The sequence below is a fragment of the Halovulum sp. GXIMD14794 genome (assembly GCF_054457455.1).
Genome location: NZ_JBTLNF010000008.1, coordinates 168,079 through 186,179, shown reverse-complemented (window position 1 = coordinate 186,179; position 18,101 = coordinate 168,079). Strand labels below are relative to the sequence as shown.

15 protein-coding genes are annotated in these 18,101 nt (G+C 67.5%); 12 read left to right on the top strand and 3 right to left on the bottom strand.

Going from position 1 to position 18,101, the window contains the following annotated elements:
- The first annotated feature begins 122 nt into the window (after positions 1-122).
- The 3 genes from ACW9UR_RS20010 (at position 123) to miaB (ending at position 4,202) form a co-directional block, all read left to right on the top strand.
- Positions 123-2,144: a M3 family metallopeptidase gene (locus tag ACW9UR_RS20010; RefSeq protein WP_458918831.1), complete on the top strand. Its 2,022-nt coding sequence runs from the start codon at positions 123-125 to the stop codon at positions 2,142-2,144.
- A 210-nt stretch (positions 2,145-2,354) separates the two neighbouring features.
- A complete protein-coding gene (locus ACW9UR_RS20005; RefSeq protein WP_458918830.1) occupies positions 2,355-2,768 on the top strand; it encodes a Ros/MucR family transcriptional regulator in 414 nt (137 codons plus the stop codon).
- Positions 2,769-2,870: 102 nt separating this feature from the next.
- The gene (gene miaB / locus ACW9UR_RS20000; protein ID WP_458918829.1) at positions 2,871-4,202 is read left to right on the top strand and encodes a tRNA (N6-isopentenyl adenosine(37)-C2)-methylthiotransferase MiaB; all 1,332 of its coding nucleotides are present in this window, start codon (positions 2,871-2,873) and stop codon (positions 4,200-4,202) included.
- On the opposite strand, the gene ACW9UR_RS19995 is transcribed toward miaB, so the two are convergent.
- The gene (locus ACW9UR_RS19995) at positions 4,199-4,960 is read right to left on the bottom strand and encodes a hypothetical protein (RefSeq protein ID WP_458918828.1); all 762 of its coding nucleotides are present in this window, start codon (positions 4,958-4,960) and stop codon (positions 4,199-4,201) included. The genes miaB and ACW9UR_RS19995 overlap by 4 nt on opposite strands.
- 182 nt (positions 4,961-5,142) lie before the next feature.
- On the opposite strand from ACW9UR_RS19995, the gene ACW9UR_RS19990 reads away from it, so the two are divergent.
- The 4 genes from ACW9UR_RS19990 to lnt are packed head-to-tail and all read left to right on the top strand — an operon-like array spanning position 5,143 to position 9,152.
- Positions 5,143-6,162 carry a PhoH family protein gene (locus ACW9UR_RS19990; RefSeq protein ID WP_458918827.1) on the top strand — a complete coding sequence of 340 codons (1,020 nt, stop codon included), beginning with the start codon at positions 5,143-5,145 and terminating at the stop codon, positions 6,160-6,162.
- A gap of 6 nt (positions 6,163-6,168) precedes the next feature.
- Entirely contained in the window at positions 6,169-6,672 is a 504-nt protein-coding gene (gene ybeY, locus ACW9UR_RS19985; RefSeq protein WP_458918826.1) for an rRNA maturation RNase YbeY, read from the top strand.
- Positions 6,673-6,709: 37 nt separating this feature from the next.
- Positions 6,710-7,621 carry a hemolysin family protein gene (locus ACW9UR_RS19980; protein WP_458918825.1) on the top strand — a complete coding sequence of 304 codons (912 nt, stop codon included), beginning with the start codon at positions 6,710-6,712 and terminating at the stop codon, positions 7,619-7,621.
- A gap of 4 nt (positions 7,622-7,625) precedes the next feature.
- Positions 7,626-9,152 (top strand): apolipoprotein N-acyltransferase, encoded by a 1,527-nt coding sequence (gene lnt, locus ACW9UR_RS19975; protein ID WP_458918824.1) that lies wholly within the window; start codon positions 7,626-7,628, stop codon positions 9,150-9,152.
- Here the strand turns inward: lnt and ACW9UR_RS19970 are convergent.
- Positions 9,149-10,345: a multidrug effflux MFS transporter gene (locus tag ACW9UR_RS19970; protein WP_458918823.1), complete on the bottom strand. Its 1,197-nt coding sequence runs from the start codon at positions 10,343-10,345 to the stop codon at positions 9,149-9,151. The genes lnt and ACW9UR_RS19970 overlap by 4 nt on opposite strands.
- Before the next feature lie 277 nt (positions 10,346-10,622).
- Here ACW9UR_RS19970 and ACW9UR_RS19965 point away from each other — a divergent pair, with 277 nt between their 5' ends.
- Positions 10,623-11,048, top strand: coding sequence for a DUF1428 domain-containing protein (locus ACW9UR_RS19965; RefSeq protein WP_458918822.1), 426 nt, complete (start codon positions 10,623-10,625; stop codon positions 11,046-11,048).
- 87 nt (positions 11,049-11,135) lie between these two features.
- Positions 11,136-11,888 carry a tRNA (guanosine(46)-N7)-methyltransferase TrmB gene (trmB, locus tag ACW9UR_RS19960; RefSeq protein WP_458918821.1) on the top strand — a complete coding sequence of 251 codons (753 nt, stop codon included), beginning with the start codon at positions 11,136-11,138 and terminating at the stop codon, positions 11,886-11,888.
- A gap of 129 nt (positions 11,889-12,017) precedes the next feature.
- Here trmB and ACW9UR_RS19955 read toward each other — a convergent pair whose 3' ends face one another.
- Positions 12,018-14,576 carry a methyl-accepting chemotaxis protein gene (locus ACW9UR_RS19955; protein WP_458918820.1) on the bottom strand — a complete coding sequence of 853 codons (2,559 nt, stop codon included), beginning with the start codon at positions 14,574-14,576 and terminating at the stop codon, positions 12,018-12,020.
- A 148-nt stretch (positions 14,577-14,724) separates the two neighbouring features.
- Here ACW9UR_RS19955 and cmk point away from each other — a divergent pair, with 148 nt between their 5' ends.
- From cmk to sppA, 3 genes are all read left to right on the top strand, one after another.
- A complete protein-coding gene (cmk, locus tag ACW9UR_RS19950; protein WP_458918819.1) occupies positions 14,725-15,366 on the top strand; it encodes a (d)CMP kinase in 642 nt (213 codons plus the stop codon).
- A 124-nt stretch (positions 15,367-15,490) separates the two neighbouring features.
- The gene (gene rpsA, locus ACW9UR_RS19945) at positions 15,491-17,176 is read left to right on the top strand and encodes a 30S ribosomal protein S1 (RefSeq protein WP_458918818.1); all 1,686 of its coding nucleotides are present in this window, start codon (positions 15,491-15,493) and stop codon (positions 17,174-17,176) included.
- Positions 17,177-18,094, top strand: a complete 918-nt coding sequence (sppA, locus tag ACW9UR_RS19940; protein ID WP_458918817.1) for a signal peptide peptidase SppA — start codon at positions 17,177-17,179, stop codon at positions 18,092-18,094. It abuts the gene before it with no gap.
- The last annotated feature ends 7 nt before the right edge of the window (positions 18,095-18,101 follow it).

Sequence of the window (18,101 nt, the reverse complement as noted above, 5' to 3'; positions counted from 1 at the left end):
CGGCGGGCACTATTCCATGCGAATCCGGCATAAATACAGCAAAGCCGTGATCTGCCCGCCGGATGCTCTGGAACCCGCCTGCGCTCGCGCATAGCTTGACCGCAGATCATGGAGGTTTCCCGATGACGAACCCGCTCACCGCCCCTTGGGACACGCGTTTCGAACTGCCGCCGTTCCACGCCATCAAGGCCGAGCATTTCCCGCCCGCATTCGAGCAAGCGCTGAACGAGGCCCGCGCCGCTTACAAGGCCATCGCCGAGAATCCCGAGGCGCCGAGCTTCGCCAACACGATCGAGGCGATGGAGCGCGCCGACCACCTGCTCGACCGGGTGGCGGGCGTGTTCTTCAACCTCTCAGGCACCGACACCAACCCCGAGATCCGCAAGCAGCAGACCGCGCTGTCGCCCAAGCTCTCGGCCTTTCATTCCGACATCATGACCGACCAGCGGCTGTTCGCGCGGGTGGACGACCTGTGGCAGCGCAAGGAAGCGCTTGGGCTGACGCCCGAGCAGGAGCGGGTTCTGATGCTGACCCGCCGCGCCTTCGTGCGCTCGGGGGCGCAGCTGGACGAGGCCGGGCGTGCGCGGCTGAAGACGGTGATGGGACGGCTGGCCGAACTGGGCACCGCCTTCGGGCAGAACCTCCAGCAGGACGAGGAGGAGTGGCTGATGCCGCTGAGCGAGGACGACCTCGACGGCCTGCCGGAGTTCGTCCGCTCCGCCGCGCGCGGCGCCGCCGCCGAGCGGGGGCGCGACGGTTATGTCATCACCCTGTCGCGCAGCCTGATCGCGCCCTTCCTGCAATTCTCCAAGCGTCGCGACCTGCGCGAAAAGGCGTTCTCCGCCTGGGCCGCGCGGGGCGAGCTGCACGAGGACCGCGCCAATGTACCGCTGGTGGCCGAGATCCTGAAGCTGCGCGAGGAACGCGCGAAGTTGCTGGGCTATGAAGATTTCGCCTCATTCAAGCTGGAAACCCAGATGGCCAAGACGCCGGACAACGTGCGCGAGTTGCTGATGGCGGTCTGGCAGCCGGCCCGCGCCCAAGCGCAGCGCGATGCGGAAAAGCTGGAAGCGCTGATGCGCGAGGACGGCGTGAACGACGACCTTCGGCCCTGGGACTGGCGTCACTACGCGACGATCCTGCAGCAGCGGGAGCACGATATCGACGAGGCCGAGGTCAAGCCGTACCTGCAACTCGAGAACATGCGGCAGGCGGCCTTCGACTGCGCGACGAAACTGTTCGGCCTGACCTTCGAGCAGCTGGATGTGCCGCTGCACCACCCGGACGCGCAGGCGTGGGAGGTGCGCAAGGGCGACCGGCACATGGGCGTATTCATCGCCGACTATTTCAACCGCGCCTCGAAACGCTCGGGGGCGTGGTGCTCGGGATTCCGCAGCCAGTCGAAACTGGACGGTGAAGTTCGCCCCATCGTCATCAACGTCTGCAACTTCGCCAAGCCCGAGGCCGGGCAGCCCGCCCTTCTGACTTTCGACGACGCGCGGACCCTGTTCCACGAATTCGGCCACGCACTGCACCAGTTGCTCTCGGACGTGACCTATCCGTCCATCTCGGGGACCTCGGTGGCGCGGGACTTCGTGGAACTGCCAAGCCAGCTCTACGAGCACTGGCTTTCGACGCCGCAGGTACTGACCGACTATGCCCGCCACGCCGAGACCGGCGAGCCGATGCCCGAAGCCCTGCGCGACCGCCTGCTGGCCGCCGAGAACTTCGACCAGGGCTTCGCCACGGTCGAGTACACCGCCTCGGCGCTGGTCGACCTTGCGTTCCACACCGGCCCCGCGAGTGATGCGCCGATGGAGCGCCAGGCCGAAGTGCTGCAAGAACTGGGCATGCCGCCCGCAATCGTCATGCGCCACGCCACACCGCATTTCGCGCATGTGTTCTCGGGCGACGGCTATTCGGCGGGCTATTATTCTTACATGTGGTCCGAAGTGATGGACGCCGACGCCTTTGCCGCCTTCGAGGAGAAGGGCGATATTTTCGATGCCGCTACCGCCCGGTCGTTGGAAGAAAACATCCTGTCCGCAGGCGGCTCCGGCGAGGCCGAATCGCTTTACATTGCCTTCCGAGGCAAATTGCCGGGTGTCGAAGCCTTGCTTAAACAGCGCGGTCTGACCGCCTGAACATTTGCGGCCGTGTAAACGCGGCCGCAATATTCAACCTGAAACGAACACGTCTGGGTGAGATTGTAAATTTATCCAAGTATTTCCGTTGTGCGCCCTTGTACGCCGGACAATGCGCCAATATAACATTTGCAGTCTATATATCAGCTGCGGGCTTGACTGGTCCTCACGGGGCACAGGCAAGTCAACGCTGCCGCAAGGAATATGAAAATGGCGGAAGAACAAACCATCGACAAATCCGAACTGCTCGCTCTCAGCACCGAGGTCGTGTCGTCCTATGTCGGCAACAACACGGTGCAGCCGGAACAGGTCACTGAACTGCTGAAGTCGGTATTCGAGACGATGAACACGCTCTCGGGCCCCGTCGAGGAAGAGCCGGAAGAACTGGTTCCGGCCGTTCCGATCAAGAAATCGGTGACGAACGACTACATCATCTGCCTCGAGGACGGGAAGAAGCTGAAGATGCTCAAGCGGCATCTGATGGCGGCCTACGGCATGACCCCCGAAGAGTACCGCGAGAAGTGGGGCCTCAAGGCCGACTACCCGATGGTCGCGCCCAGCTATGCCGCGAAACGGCAGGAACTGGCCAAGAAGATCGGTCTGGGCCGCAAGCCCAAGAAATAAGCCGGACCCGGCCCGATTGCGGGCCGGACCGCTTCACGCTAGAACCCGGCGGCGCCGGGGCCACATGGCCCTGGCGCCGTTCTGCTATGAGGGGCCGACCGAATGACCGCGCCAAAGCCGAAGAAACTGTTCATCAAGACCTACGGCTGCCAGATGAACGTCTACGACAGCGAACGCATGTCCGGCGCGCTGGAGGCCGCGGGCTACGAGACGACCGACTCGCCCGACGGCGCCGACATGATCCTGCTCAACACCTGCCACATCCGCGAGAAAGCGGCCGAAAAGGTGTATTCGGAACTGGGCCGCCTGAAGCCGCTGAAGGCCGAAAATCCGGATCTGCGCATCGGCGTGACCGGTTGCGTCGCCCAGGCCGAGGGCGAGGAGATCATGCGCCGCCAGCCCGCCGTGGACCTCGTGGTCGGCCCGCAGGCCTATCACCGGCTGCCGGATCTGGAAGCCAAGGTGCGCAGCGGCCAGCGCGCGCTCGACACCGAATTTCCCGAGGAAGATAAGTTCGACCACCTGCCGCCCGCGCGCGGCCCCAAGGCCAAGCGTGCGCCGACCGCCTTTCTGACCGTGCAGGAAGGCTGCGACAAGTTCTGCGCCTTCTGCGTGGTGCCCTACACCCGCGGGGCCGAGGTCAGCCGCCCGCCCGCTCGGATCCTGGCTGAGGCCCGCGACCTGGTCGAGCGCGGCGTGGCCGAGATCACGCTGCTGGGCCAGAACGTCAACGCCTACCACGGCGCGGGCACGGACGGCGACTGGACGCTCGCCCGCCTGATCCGCGAACTGGCGGACCTCGACGGGCTGCGGCGGATCCGATTCACCACCAGCCATCCCAACGACATGGGCGAGGACCTGATCGCGGCGCATGGCGAGATCGCCAAGCTGATGCCCTATCTGCACCTTCCCGTTCAGTCCGGTTCGGATCGCATCCTGAAGGCGATGAACCGCAAGCACACGGCGGAAAGCTATCTCGCGATCCTCCACCGGATCCGCGCCGCACGGCCAGACATCGCGCTGTCAGGCGATTTCATCGTCGGCTTCCCCGGCGAGACCGAGGAAGACTTCCAGGCCACACTCGACCTGTGCGAGCGGGTTCGCTACGCGCAGGCCTATTCGTTCAAGTACTCCGCCCGCCCCGGCACCCCGGCAGCGGGTCGCGAAGAAGTGCCCGAGGACGTCAAATCCGAGCGGCTCCAGCGGCTTCAGGCCCTGCTGTCGAAGCACCAGGCCGAGTTCCAGCAGTCCATGGTGGGCCGCACCCTGCCCGTCCTGCTGGAGAAACCGGGCCGCATGCCGGGCCAGATGGTCGGCCGCTCGCCCTATCTTCAGGCGGTACACCTGCAGGCGGACCCAAGCCTCGCCGGCACCATCGTAGACGCGCGGATCGTCGCCGCTGAGGCGAACTCGCTGGCCGGCGAGCGCGTCTAGGGCAGGTAAACCTCCCGAACGTAGACCGGGATATCGAGGATGCCGACCAGCACCTCGGACCCGTCGAAGATCGCGTTAAGCTCGGGCACGCTGTTCGAGAAGTTGAACTTGCCCGCCAGGTCCTTGCCCAAAGGGGCGCTCATCGCGACCTCGGCCAACTGCGAGTAGCGGTAGATGCGCGAGAAAGACGGGTCGGCGCCGGAATGTGGCGTCGCCTCGCCAGGCGCCCAGCCGCGCGGGCCAGTGGTACGCGAGACGGAGACCGACAGAACCCCGCCACCTTCGGGCGCCGCGCGCCAGGAATCGGCCCGCTTGCGACCGCCGTCAGCGGGCCCCTCCTCGGACTGCTTGCGGTCCACCTGCGCAGCGACCGAGTTGCCATAGGGGTTCGGCGCGGGATCGCTGGAATAGAGCCGATGCACGAACAGGTGCACCGCATCGCCGTCTGTCTGCTTGCCAAGACTTGCCAGAACGACATGACGGCTGCTGGCGGGCGAGGCCGGCTTGCCTTCGGCGTCCATCTGCAAGGCGCGGTCGATCAGCACAAGCAGCATATCGGCCCCGGCAAGCGGCCCGGACGGAAACGCCACCGGCGTCCAGCCCTCAGGCATGATCCCGGCGACCCCAGCGTCCGCCGCATCGAATCCGACCACGACGCGGCTGTCCACGTTGGTTCCGACGAAAGTTTCGGCCTCCACCGAAGCTCCCGCGAGCAGCGCTGCGCAGGCTGCGCCCATTACCCACGATCCTGTCCGCATCCATCCCTCCCGTTCTTGTGCCTGTTCACGATTCTGCATCATTTCCGGGCGATGCGCGTTGATGCCGGTCAATCCGGCAACGGACCGCAATGTGACATCCTCTTGACCCGGTTTCCGCTTGCTCTTGCGCGCGCCGCTGGGGCACGATGATCTCAGGCGAAGCCCCGAATGACGGAGACACCTTGGCGACCGAAGCCCTGGAGACCACCGCAAAAGACGGCACTCTGACAGAGCGTCCGCTTTCCTTCCCCGACAACCGGCTGCTGATCGCGCTGTGCGGCGAATTCGACAGCAATCTCGCGCAGATCGAGCAGGCCCTGTCGATCCTCATAACCCGCCGCGGCAACGAGCTGGTGCTGCACGGCCCCGAAGATTCGGTGGCCCGTGCGGCCGAAGCGCTCGAGGCGCTGTACCTACGGCTCGAGCAGGGCCGCGAGGTCGAGCAGGGCGACGTGACCGCCGCGATCCGCATGGGCGGCAGCCGGACCGAGCCCGAGGCCGGCGACGACACCCAGCAGCTGGAGATGTTCCAGGGCGACCGGGTCGAGATCCGCACCCGCAAGCGGGTGATCGAGCCGCGCACCCCGGCGCAGAAGGACTATGTCCGCAATCTCTTCAAGCACGAACTGGTCTTCGGCATCGGCCCGGCAGGCACCGGCAAGACCTATCTCGCCGTGGCGGCCGCCGTATCGATGTTCCTCGACGGCCATGTCGACAAGATCATCCTCTCGCGTCCGGCGGTCGAGGCGGGCGAGCGGCTTGGCTTCCTGCCCGGCGACATGAAGGAGAAGGTCGATCCCTACATGCAGCCGCTCTACGACGCGCTGAACGACTTTCTTCCGGGGCGGCAGGTGCAGAAGCTGATCGAGGAGAAGCAGATCGAGATCGCGCCGCTGGCCTTCATGCGCGGACGCACGCTGTCGAACGCCTTCGTGGTTCTGGACGAGGCGCAGAACGCCACGACCATGCAGATGAAGATGTTCCTGACTCGTCTGGGCGAGGGTAGCCGCATGGCGATCACCGGCGACCGCACCCAGATCGACCTGCCGCGGGGCGTGACTTCGGGCCTGATCGAGGCCGAGCGGATCCTGAACGGTGTCGAGGGCATCGGCATGTCCCGCTTCAAGGCGGTCGACGTCGTACGTCACCCGCTGGTCGCGCGCATCATCAATGCCTACGAAGCCGACGCCAAGGATACCTGAGCCGCGATGACCGAACTGGTCGACCTGGTGGTCGAGGACCCGCGCTGGGAGGACACTGCGCTTGCAGACCTGGCCGAGCGGGCCGCCGAGCTGGCGCTGGCTCACGCCGGGATCGAGACCCGCGAGGTCGAGATCGCGCTGCTGGCCTGCGACGACGCGCGGATCAAGACGCTCAACAGTGACTTCCGGGGCAAGGACAACGCGACCAACGTGCTGTCCTGGCCGGCGCTTGATCTGTTCCCCGACTCGCCCGGCGGCGCGCCGTCGCGGGTGATTCCGGACGCGTCCTTCGGCGCGGTGGGCCTCGGCGACATCGCAATTGCCTATGAAACGGTCATGGCCGAGGCCGAAGCGGGCGGAATTCCGCCCGATCACCACATTCTTCACCTAATTTTACATGCCTGCCTTCATTTGCTTGGATACGATCACCAAATCGACGAAGACGCCGAGTTGATGGAAAATCTGGAGATACGGGCCCTTGCCTCGGCAGGGATCGAATCACCATACTAAGTACGGCGGCCCCGGGCCGCGTTTCGAGACAGGAGCCATGGGCGACAATACCGACGGGTCTTCTACTGCGGCGCAGAGCGCGCCTCAGGACGATCAGGAACAGGGGACCGGTCCCCTGACATTCTTCAACCGGCTGCTGGGCTTCGGCTCGGACGATGCCGGACCCAGCGATCAGCGCGAAGAGCCTGCCGCCTCCGAACAGGGCAGCGCGCAGGAAATGCTGTTCAACGTCCGACGTATGCGCGACGTGCGCGTCCAGGACGTGGCGGTCCCGCGCGCCGACGTGGTGGCGGTGCCCGACACGGCAACGCTGACCGAAGTGGTCGATGTGTTCCGCGACAGCACCTACACCCGGCTGCCGGTCTTCAACGAGACGCTGGATTCGCCGCTCGGCTTCGTCCACCTCAAGGACATCGCCCTACGCTACGGGTTCAACGGCCACGGCGACAAGTTCGAGATCAAGGGCCTGCTGCGCCCACTGCTCTACGTGCCGCCGTCCATGCCGATGGGCGTGCTGCTACAGAAAATGCAGACCGAGCGCATCCATATGGCGCTGGTGATCGACGAGTACGGCGGGGTCGACGGTCTCGTGACCATCGAGGATCTGGTCGAACAGATCGTCGGCGAGATCGAGGACGAGCACGACACCGAGGACGACGCCTACTGGATCGAGGAGGCGCCTGGCGTCTACCTCTGTTCGGCCCGCGCGCCGCTCCACGATTTCGAGGAGCTTGCCGGCGTCGACCTGTTGGCGGACGAACTGGACGAGGATGTCGATACGCTCGGCGGCATGGTCTTCATGCTGGCCGGCCGCGTACCCCTGCGCGGCGAGGTGATCCCGCACCCGCAGGGCCACGAGTTCGAGGTCGTCGACGCCGATCCCCGCATGGTCAAGCGCATCCGCGTGCGCCTCAGACCGGCGGCGCTTCTGGACCAGGCGGCCGAATAGTCCCGTGACACCGGCTCTGGCAGCATCCTGGGCCGGGCGCAGGTCGCGCTGGTCCCGCCTCGGGCTTGCCGCGTTGGGCGGGGCGGGCCTCGGGCTGGGGCACGCGCCTTATGACCTGCCGTGGCTGGCCTTCGCTTCGCTGCCGCTGATCTTCCACCTCTGGGCCGCCGCCCCGACCGCCCGGGCCTCGGCTCTGGTAGGCTGGGCGGCGGGCGTCGGCTTTTTCGGGCTGACCCTGTCCTGGATTGTCGAGCCGTTCCTCGTCGACATCGCCCGCCACGGCCCCCTGGCCGCGCCCGCGCTGCTGGCGCTTGCGGCAGGCCTCGCGCTGTTCTGGGGCGCCGCCTTCTGGCTTGCCCGCGCCGCCGCGCCCGAGGCCCGGGGCCTGCGCGCCGTGCTCGCCCTCGCCGCCGCGCTGACAGGCACCGAGTATCTGCGTTCTACCATCCTCACCGGCTTCCCCTGGGCCCTGCCCGCCTACGCCTGGGCCGACACGCCCGTCGCGCAGATCGCCGCCTGGACCGGCCCGCACGGCCTGTCGCTGCTGGTTCTCCTGCTGGCGCTGCTGCCTGCCCTGATGCGCCCCGCGGCGCTGCTGGCGGCGCTCGCGGGCCTTGCAATGCTCTGGGGCGCGGGCAGCTGGCGGATGGCGCAACCTTTGCCCGCCGATCCCGGCCCGGTACTCCGCGTCGTGCAGCCCAACGCCGCGCAGCACCTGAAATGGCAGCCGGACATGGTCCACGTGTTCTGGGAGCGTCTGCTCACCGCCAGCATGGCTCCGGCCGACGGGCGGCTCGATGCGATCATCTGGCCCGAGACCGCAATCCCCTGGATGATCCGCGAAGAGCCCGCCGTCGCCGAGCGCATCGCCCAGGCCACCGGGCCAGGCCGCGTGACGGTTCTGGGCGCGCTCGACCGCGACCTGCAGGGCCGCTGGTACAACGGCCTCGTCGCCATCGACGACCAGTCGCGGATCGTCACCGAGTACAGCAAGCACCACCTCGTGCCCTTCGGCGAGTACATGCCCTTCGCGGACACGCTCCGCACGCTCGGCCTGCACTATCTCGCGGACGGGCTGGTCGGCAGCTTCCAGCCCGGCGACGGTCCGCGCCTGCTCGGCATCCCCGGCCTTCCGCCGGTGCAGGCGCTGATCTGCTACGAGGCGATCTTCCCGCATGAACTTCTGACCGGCGCGAACCGCCCCGACTGGCTGTTGCAGGTGACGAACGATGCGTGGTTCGGCGGCTGGTCGGGCCCTTACCAGCACCTCGACCAGGCGCGGATGCGCGCGATTGAGCAGGGGCTGCCGCTGGTCCGCTCGGCCAATACCGGCGTCTCGGCGATGATCGATCCGCACGGGCGGGTGCTCGACTCGCTGGCGCTGGGCGCGGACGGGTTCTTCGACGCGGCACTGCCCGCACCGCTGCCGCCGACGCTCTACTCGCGCACCGGGGACCGCGCGGCGCTGATCGCCCTGCTGGCGCTGCTGACCGGCGCGGCGCTCTGGCCCCGCCGGTCCCGGAAGGCTTAAGCCGCAGGGCGCATCGCCGGCCGCGCATAGAGCCACATCGTCAACGAGACAGTCAGCACCGCGCACAGGGCGATCGCGCCGACCATGGGCGTTGCGGTGCCGTCGAAGAACGGCCCTGCGGCGGTGATCATCAGCCCGCCCGCCAGCATCTGCAACGTGCCGCCCAGCGACGAGGCAAGCCCGGCGATATCGCCATGCTCGTCCAGCGCCAGCACCATCGTTGTCGGGATCACCAGCCCCAGGCAGGCATTGCCGAGAAACAGCAGCCCGACCACCAGAGGCAGGCTGGCGAAGCCCGCGGCCACCAGCACCAGCAGCGTGCAGGTGAACAAGGCAAAGCCCCCCGTCGCCCGCAGCAGCATCCGCCGCATCCCCATCCGCTCGCCCAGCGGCGCCGCCATCTGCGAGGCCGCGAAGAATCCCACCGCATTCAGCGCGAACGCAACGCTGAAGCCGGTCGGGCTCAGCCCGAACTGACCGGTGTAGACGAAGGAGGCGCTGGCCAGGAACACGAAAAAGCTGGCCATGCCGAAGCCGCCGATGAAGGTCAGGCCCATGAACACCGGATCGCCCAGCAGCGTGCGCGCGCCCCGCATCAGCGAGCGCGCGTTGACCAACACCCGCCGCTCCTGCGGCAGAGTCTCGGGCTGGGCGAAGGCGGTCAGGGTCAGGCTCAGCGCACCGATCACCGCAAGCGCGACGAAGATTGCCCGCCAGCCGCTGAGCGCCGCGATGCCGCTGCCCGCAAGTGGCGCCAGCATGGGCGAGACGCTGATCACCAGCATGATCATCGCCATCAGCCGCGTTGCTTTCGGCCCGGTGAAATTGTCCCGCACGATGGCGCGCGGGATTACCATCACCGCCGCGCCGCCCAGGCCCTGCACGAAGCGCGCTGCCGACAGCCAGGCAATGTCCGGCGCCAGTGCGCACCCGATCGTGCCCGCGATGAAGATCGCAAGCCCGACATAAAGCGGCCGCTTGCGCCCGAACTGGTCGGCCATCGGGCCATAGACCAGCTGCGCCACGCCAAAGGCGATGAAATAGAGCGTCAGCGTGGTCTGCACCTGCGCCACGCTCGCGCTCAGGTCGGCGCCGATCTCGGGCAGCACCGGCAGGTACATGTCGATCGAGAGCGGCCCGACAGTCGACAGAAGGCCGAGAATGACGGCCGCACGGAGCATTCCGCTGGACATGCGATTTCCCCCAAGGGTGAAGGCGATTTCGGAAGCGGCCAAAATGGACCGCAAGGGCAGGCGAGGGTCTCGCGACGGTCGGGTGCCCCATGGTTGACCGGATTTCCTTTAGCGGCAGATGAAAGGTTTGGGAAGCCGCGACGCCCGCGATTGGTGCCATGCGGCACGATAGCGTGTCAGATACAGTGCCCACGAGGCGCCCGGCGGCCTTGGCCGGGGTCCTGTTTCGAGGAATCCTGCTGGGGTGATGGCGCGTGCTGCCGCATCGGAGCCGGCAATGTCCGATTTCGACGCCTACCTGATCCCGATCCGCCACGAGAGTCTTCGGGACTATCGGGGGTTCGCGGACGCCATCTCCTCGATCTATCTCGAGTACGGCGCGCTCGGCGTCACCGAGATCCTGCTCGATCCCGACGCGGGCGACGGCACCGAATTCCATGCCGAGGGCGCTCCCGCGGTCCTCGAGCGCACGAAGCTGCGCGATTTCCGAGAAGCCGCAGCCGCCACGGGCAACGAGACCGTGATCTTCGCGTGGACCGGGTGGCCCAGCAAGGCGGTTCGAGACCGGGCGCTGCCACAGATCCTCGTCGATCCGCGGGTGCAGCCGAGGGACGGGCAGGAACCGCTGTTCGACGGCACGCGTCTTGTCGCCGGCGGGTTTCATGCCTTGGGCCGGGCGGTCCGCGGTGGTCCGGATGCGTGAGGCGATACCCGACGCCTGCCGCTCCGGTGCTTCGCCCGGCAACCGGATATTGCGTATTCGCCGCCGTACTGCTAGGCCCTCGCGCCGATGAGCGACCGTGACCACATTCCCTCCGACCCCGACAGCGCGCCGCCTCGCGACGACGGCGCGCCGTGGCGCAACTTCTACGGCCGGCGCAAGGGCAAGCAGCTGCGTCCGGGCCAGATCGCGCACATGGAGCAGACCCTGCCGCGCCTGTCGGTGCCCAATGTCGGCTGGGACGAGAACCCGGATCGCGAGACACTGGACCTGCCGGCCCTGTTCGGGCGCGAAGCTCCGCTGGTGCTGGAGATCGGCTTCGGCGGTGGCGAGCACTTGCTGGCGCAGGCCTCGGCCCATCCCGGCCACGATTTCATCGGCTGCGAACCCTTCGTCAACGGCGTCGCGATGCTTCTGCCCAAGCTCGACGAGGCGGGGCTGACGAACGTCCGCCTGCACATGGGCGATGCACGCGACCTGCTGGACGTGCTGCCCGAGGCCGCTCTGGACATGGTCTACCTGCTCTACCCCGATCCCTGGCCGAAGAAGAAGCACCACCGCCGCCGCTTCGTGAACCCCGAGACGCTGGGCCCGCTGGCCCGTGCGCTCCGGCCCGGCGGGCGGTTCCGGATCGCGACCGACATCGCCGACTACGTGCGCCACAGCCTGGAAAAACTGCACGCCGCGCCCGAATTCGAGTGGCTCGCCGAGGGCCCAGGCGACTGGCGAGAACCGTGGGAGGGCTGGCACCGCACCCGCTACGAGGCCAAGGCCCTGCGCGAGGGGCGCACGCCCATGTATCTCGAGATGCGCCGCCGCTGAACACGTAGCCGGGGTTTCAGCCCCGTCGGTAACCCGTAGCGTCCCGATACCGCGCTGGCCCGGCCCTGCCCCCCGGGGGCCCGGCACCCCAGCGGGCCGTGTCACGCCCTTACGTTCGCGGCTCCCGGCTTAAAACTCCGACCAGTCCTCCTCGGCAGCGACCGATAGAACCCCACCGCGCAGCACCGGTCGGGACGCCTCAGCCCTCGACGCACCAGCTTGCTCCACCCGATCCGCCTCGCCCGGCTCGGCACGATCCGAGAAGTATCGCCGCATCGCTTGCTCCTCGGCATCAATCGGCGAGCTTTGTGGGGCAACCTTGGCCTCCTCCGACCCCGCGAGCCCGCCGCGCCGCACTGCAGCCCGATCACCGGTCCGGAATCGCGCCACCGCCTCGGCGATACGGGCCGCCTCGGCGGTCAGCTCGGCCGAGGTACCGCGGCTGATCTCGGCCAGTTGCACGTTCTGCTGGGTGTGGCTGTCCATCTGCGCCAGCGCAGCCGAGATCTCGGCGATGCCGGTGGCCTGCTCGCGGCAGGTGTCGCTGATTTCGGCAACCGCCTCGGTCGCGGCGCTGATCGCCTGGGTGATTTCGGCCAGCGCCTCGCCCGCGCGGTTCACCTGGGCCACGCCGCCGCGCACCTTGTCGCTGCTGGTCTGCACGATGGCCGAGATGTCCTTCGCCGCCTCGGAGGTCTTGTGCGCCAGCGCCCGAACCTCCTCGGCGACGACCGAGAAGCCGCGCCCCGCCTCTCCGGCACGGGCCGCCTCCACCGCGGCGTTCAACGCCAGCAGGTTGGTCTGCGAGGCGATGGAATCGATAACCTCGATGGTCTCGGCGATGCGGTTCGAGCCGCTCTCGATCTCGTCCATCGCGGCGACGGCGGCAGCGACGACGTGTTGCCCGCCCTCGGCCCGGTCGCGGGCCTGCGACGCAAGCCCCGAGGCCTTGCCGGCGTTCGCCGCGTTGGCCCGCACGTTGACCGAAAGCTGTTCCGTCGTGGCCGAGGTCTGCTCGATCGCCGCGCCCTGGCTTTCGGTCCGCTCGGCCAGCTTCTCGGAGCCTTCGGCGACCCGCATCGCGGTGCCGCCCAACGCGTCGACCGCCGACAGAAGGCGCGAGACCAGCACCCGCAGCGTGTCGATCGTGCCATTGGCGGCGGCCTGAAGCTCAGCGATGGCGCCCTCGCGGCTGCCCTCCATGCGCTGCGACAGGTCCCCCGCCGCCAGCGCCCGCAGCACCGCCTGGAGGTCGTCCACGGCAATGCCCAGGGTTTCCATCAACCGATTCAGGTCGTCGGCAATACCGCTCAGCACCGGATCGTCGAAATCATGCGTGACCCGGGCCGAGAAATCCCCCTGCCCCGCCGCGCGCACCACCTCGCCGAAGCTGCGGCCGAGATCGGCCAGCATCTTCCGCCGCGCAGCCTCGGCCTGGGCGCGGGTCTCGGCGGCTTCGGTCTCGGCCCGGCGGGCGGCCTGGCCGGTGGCACGAAAACTCTCGACGCAGCGCGCCATGTCGCCGATCTCGTCGCCCCGCTCTGCGCCCGGGATCGGGCTGTCCAAGTCCCCGGCCGCAAGCGAGGTCATCCGGTGGCGCAGCTTCGCCACCGGCCGCGCCAGCGCCTGGCCGGTCCACCAGCTGGCGGCGCCCGCGGCGATCATGATCGCCAGGCACACCAGCGCCATCGATCGCTGCAGCGCGGTGATCTGCGCCGCTTCGGCGCGCGCGTCACGCTCGCTCACGACGACCCAGTCCAACCCAAAGAAGGGTGTCGAGACAGCGGCCATGATCGCTGCCGCACCTGACGCGCCGTCCTGTTCCGAAATCGGCACCGCCTGCCCCGAAACGCCCACCGGCGGCAGCGTCACCCGCCCGGAGAGCCGGTCGTCGCCGGGAGTCGCGACCAGGTCGCTCAGCAGCAGGCCGTCGGCATCGGTCAGATAGGTGGACAGGTGCCCGCCATCGGCGCCGGGCGTGAGCAAAGTCGAATCGAAGCAGATCACCAGAACGCCGCCGCTGTCTGCAGCCATCAGCCCTTCGCCGCGCGGCAGGCGCATCGCAAGGTGCGCCACGGGAACGTCTTTGCCTACATCAAGGAAATCAATCGCCACCGGAGTTCCGACCGGCGCCTCGAGCGCCGCGCGGAAGGACAGCTCCAGTGCGCCGCGGCCGGTACCGTCGCGCTCCAGCACCAAGCCCAGGCCGCCTGCCTTGCCGACGCTGTAGACCACTTCGCCCTGCGGCGAGATCAGCATCATGTCGCTGTAACCACGCCCCTCGACGAACCGGCGCAGCGCCGGATGCTCCTGCCGGTGCAGATTGGAATAAAGCCCGCCGTCGCCGATATCGTCCACCGCCGCACCCGCCTCGGCATAGCCGGCCAGCGGGTCCGCGTCGCGCATGCGCCTATCGTTCAGCAGCGCGGCAGCGAAATTGGCGACGGTCGCGCGCCGCGTCAGCTGTTCGCCCAGGAAAGCCATGTCGGCGCGCATCTGCGCCTCGACCCGGTCGACCTGCGCGGCGGCCATTTCCGCGTCCCGGCGCAGCAGCGCGCCCAGACGGGACAGCGAATCCGCCCGCGACTGGACCAGCACGTTCACCGCCATGGTGATCCCGGTGATCAGCGACACCAGCATCACCAAAGCGACGATCTTGATCTTCAGCGATCCCGACTGCAGCCGCATGACCATCCTCCACCCCGCGGACCTCTCCGATCGCCTGTCTAGCGCCAGCCGCTTAACGGTCGATTACCGCTGCGCGCACTGGTTCGGTTGACCGCACCGGCCACAGCCCCTATCCCGGCGGCACAGCGGGCCAAAAACGCAGACGCACATGAAATTCACAGTCGCCATCGACGGGCCGGCAGCAGCCGGGAAAGGAACGATCGCGCGCGCGGTCGCGTCGGAGTTCGGCTTCGGCCATCTCGACACCGGGCTGCTCTACCGCGCGGTCGGGGTGAAAGCGCTGGACCAAACCGGCGGCGTGATCGACCCGATCGCCGCCGAGATGATCGCCGAATCCCTGCAGGAGGCCGACCTCGCCCGCACCGACCTGCGCACGACGATGGCCTCGCGCGCGGCCAGCAAGGTCGCCGCGATACCCGGCGTGCGGTCGGCGCTGCTGAAGTTCCAGCACGATTTCGCACGGCGCGAGGGAGGCGCGGTGCTCGATGGCCGTGACATCGGCACGGTGATCTGCCCGCAGGCCGACGTGAAGCTGTTCGTGACCGCCAATGACGAGCGGCGCGCACAGCGTCGGCACCGCGAGCTCGCCGCCGCGGGCAGCGACCTGACCGTCGAGCAGGTTCTGGCGGACCTCAAGGCCCGCGACGAGCGCGACAGCCGGCGCAAGGACGCGCCGCTGGTGCAGGCGCCTGATGCGCTCTTGCTCGACACGACAAATTTGTCTATTGATGACGCCGTTGCCGAGGCCACGGCGCTAATAAGAGCACGAATCGAGCAGGGTCGGGACTAGAGTCCGGCCCTTTTACGTTTGTTCGTGCTTGCCGAGCTCCGGTCAGCCGACGCAGTAAACCCGAGAGACCGGTGGACCCAACCACCCGGCCAGAAAACCGATAGACAAGGATACACACCTACATATGCCTGCTAACGCAACCATGGACGAGTTCGAGGCCCTCCTCGACGAAAGCTTCGAGCTCAAGACCCCCGACGAGGGTTCCGTCGTCAAAGGCACCGTGCTGGCGATCGAAGCCGGCCAGGCCATCATCGACATCGGCTACAAGATGGAAGGCCGTGTCGACCTGAAAGAATTCGCTAAGGTCGGCGAGGACGCCGAGCTTGCTCCGGGCGACACCGTAGAGGTCTACCTCGAGCGCGTCGAGAACGCCCGCGGCGAAGCCGTGATCAGCCGCGAGAAAGCCCGCCGCGAAGAAGCCTGGGACCGCCTCGAGAAGGCTGCCGAGGGCGACGAGCGCGTCAAGGGTCACATCTTCGGCCGCGTCAAGGGTGGCTTCACCGTGGACCTGGGCGGCGCCGTTGCGTTCCTGCCGGGCAGCCAGGTCGATGTCCGCCCCGTGCGCGACGCCTCTGCCCTGATGCATGTCGAGCAGCCCTTCCAGATCCTGAAAATGGACCGTCGCCGCGGCAACATCGTCGTCTCGCGCCGTGCCATCCTGGAAGAGAGCCGTGCCGAGCAGCGCGCCGAGATCGTCGCGAAACTGCAGGAAGGCGACACCGTGGACGGCGTGGTCAAGAACATCACCGAATACGGTGCGTTCGTTGACCTGGGCGGCGTCGACGGCCTGCTGCACGTCACCGACATGGCCTGGCGCCGCGTCAACCACCCGTCCGAGATCCTGTCGATCGGCGAGACCGTGAAGGTCCAGGTCGTCAAGATCAACAAGGACACCCAGCGCATCAGCCTCGGCATGAAGCAACTGCAGGCCGATCCGTGGGATGACGTCGAAGCCAAGTTCCCGCTGGACAGCGTCCACACCGGCCGCGTGACCAACATCACCGACTACGGCGCGTTCGTCGAGCTGGAGCCGGGCGTCGAAGGTCTGGTTCACGTCTCGGAAATGTCCTGGACCAAGAAGAACGTCCACCCGGGCAAGATCGTCTCCACCTCGCAGGAAGTGGAAGTCATGGTCCTCGAGATCGACACGGCCAAGCGCCGCGTCAGCCTCGGCCTGAAGCAGACCCAGGGCAACCCGTGGGACAACTTCGCGGCCAGCCATCCGGTCGGCACCGAGGTCGAGGGCGAGATCAAGAACATCACCGAATTCGGTCTGTTCATCGGTCTCGATGGCGACATCGACGGCATGGTTCACCTTTCCGACCTGGACTGGAACCGCTCCGGCGAGGAAGCGATCCAGGACTACCGCAAGGGCGACGTGGTCAAAGCCGTCGTCACCGATGTCGATGTCGAGAAAGAGCGTATCTCGCTGTCGATCAAGGCGCTGGACGGCGACCCGTTCGCCGAGGCGACCTCGGGCGTCAAGCGCGGCCAGATCGTCACCGTCACGGTCACCAAGATCGAAGACGGTGGTGTCGAGGTCGAGTACGATGGCATGAAGTCGTTCATCCGCCGCTCCGACCTGTCGCGTGACCGGGCCGAACAGCGCCCCGAGCGCTTCACCCCGGGCGACAAGATCGACGCGCGCGTCACCAACATCGACAGCAAGTCCCGCCGTCTGGGCCTGTCGATCAAGGCACGCGAGATCGCCGAAGAGAAAGAGGCCGTGGAACAGTACGGCTCGTCGGACTCGGGCGCCTCGCTGGGCGACATCCTGGGTGCGGCCCTGAAAGGTCAGGACGACAAGTAAGTGGATCCCATCACCCGGGACTTCTACGAGGAACGGCGCCGGAAATGGCGCCGTTCCGCATTCTGGCGGGGCGTGCTGGCCACGGTCCTGCTGCTGGTCGGCCTCGGCGTGCTCGCGGCTGTCCTCGCGGATGGCAAGCCGGTTCGTCCGCATGTCGCCCGCATCCACGTCGACGACGTGATCTACACCGACCTCGAGCGTGATCGCATCCTCGCGGAGATGGCCGAAGACGAGAACGTGCGCGCGCTGATCGTCCACATCGACAGCCCCGGCGGCACGGTGGTGGGCGCCGAGGCGCTCTATGAAGGGCTCAACCAGATCGGCGCGGACGTGCCCGTGGTCGCCGTGATGGACGGGGTCGCGGCCTCGGGCGGCTATCTCGCGGCGCTGGCCGCCGAGCATGTGATCGCACGCGGCAACACGGTGACCGGCTCGATCGGCGTGATCCTGGAGTACATGACCTTCACCGGCCTGATGGACCGGGTCGGCGTCGACCTCGAGACGATCCGTTCGTCGGATCTCAAGGCGGCGCCGTCGCCGCTGCGCGACCTCACACCCGAAGCCCGCCGCCTGGAACAGGCCATGGTCGACGAGACCCACGACTGGTTCAGCGGCCTTGTGGCAGAGCGCCGCGACCTGGAGGGCGCCCGGCTCGAAGCGGTCACGGACGGACGGACGTTCACCGGGCGCATGGCGCTTGAGGCGGGGCTGATCGACGCGCTCGGCGACGAGGAAGACGCCGTGGCCTGGCTCGAATCGCAGGACCCCGACCTGGCCGAACTGCCGGTCGAAACCTGGGCCATCGCCGAGGAAGACGACCGGCTCGAGAGTTTCCTCGCCCGTCTGGGCCTCTCCACCGGCGCTTTCCCGGGCGCAACCGGCGCCCCTGGCCCCCGGCTAATGGCGATCCTGAAATAAAAGACTG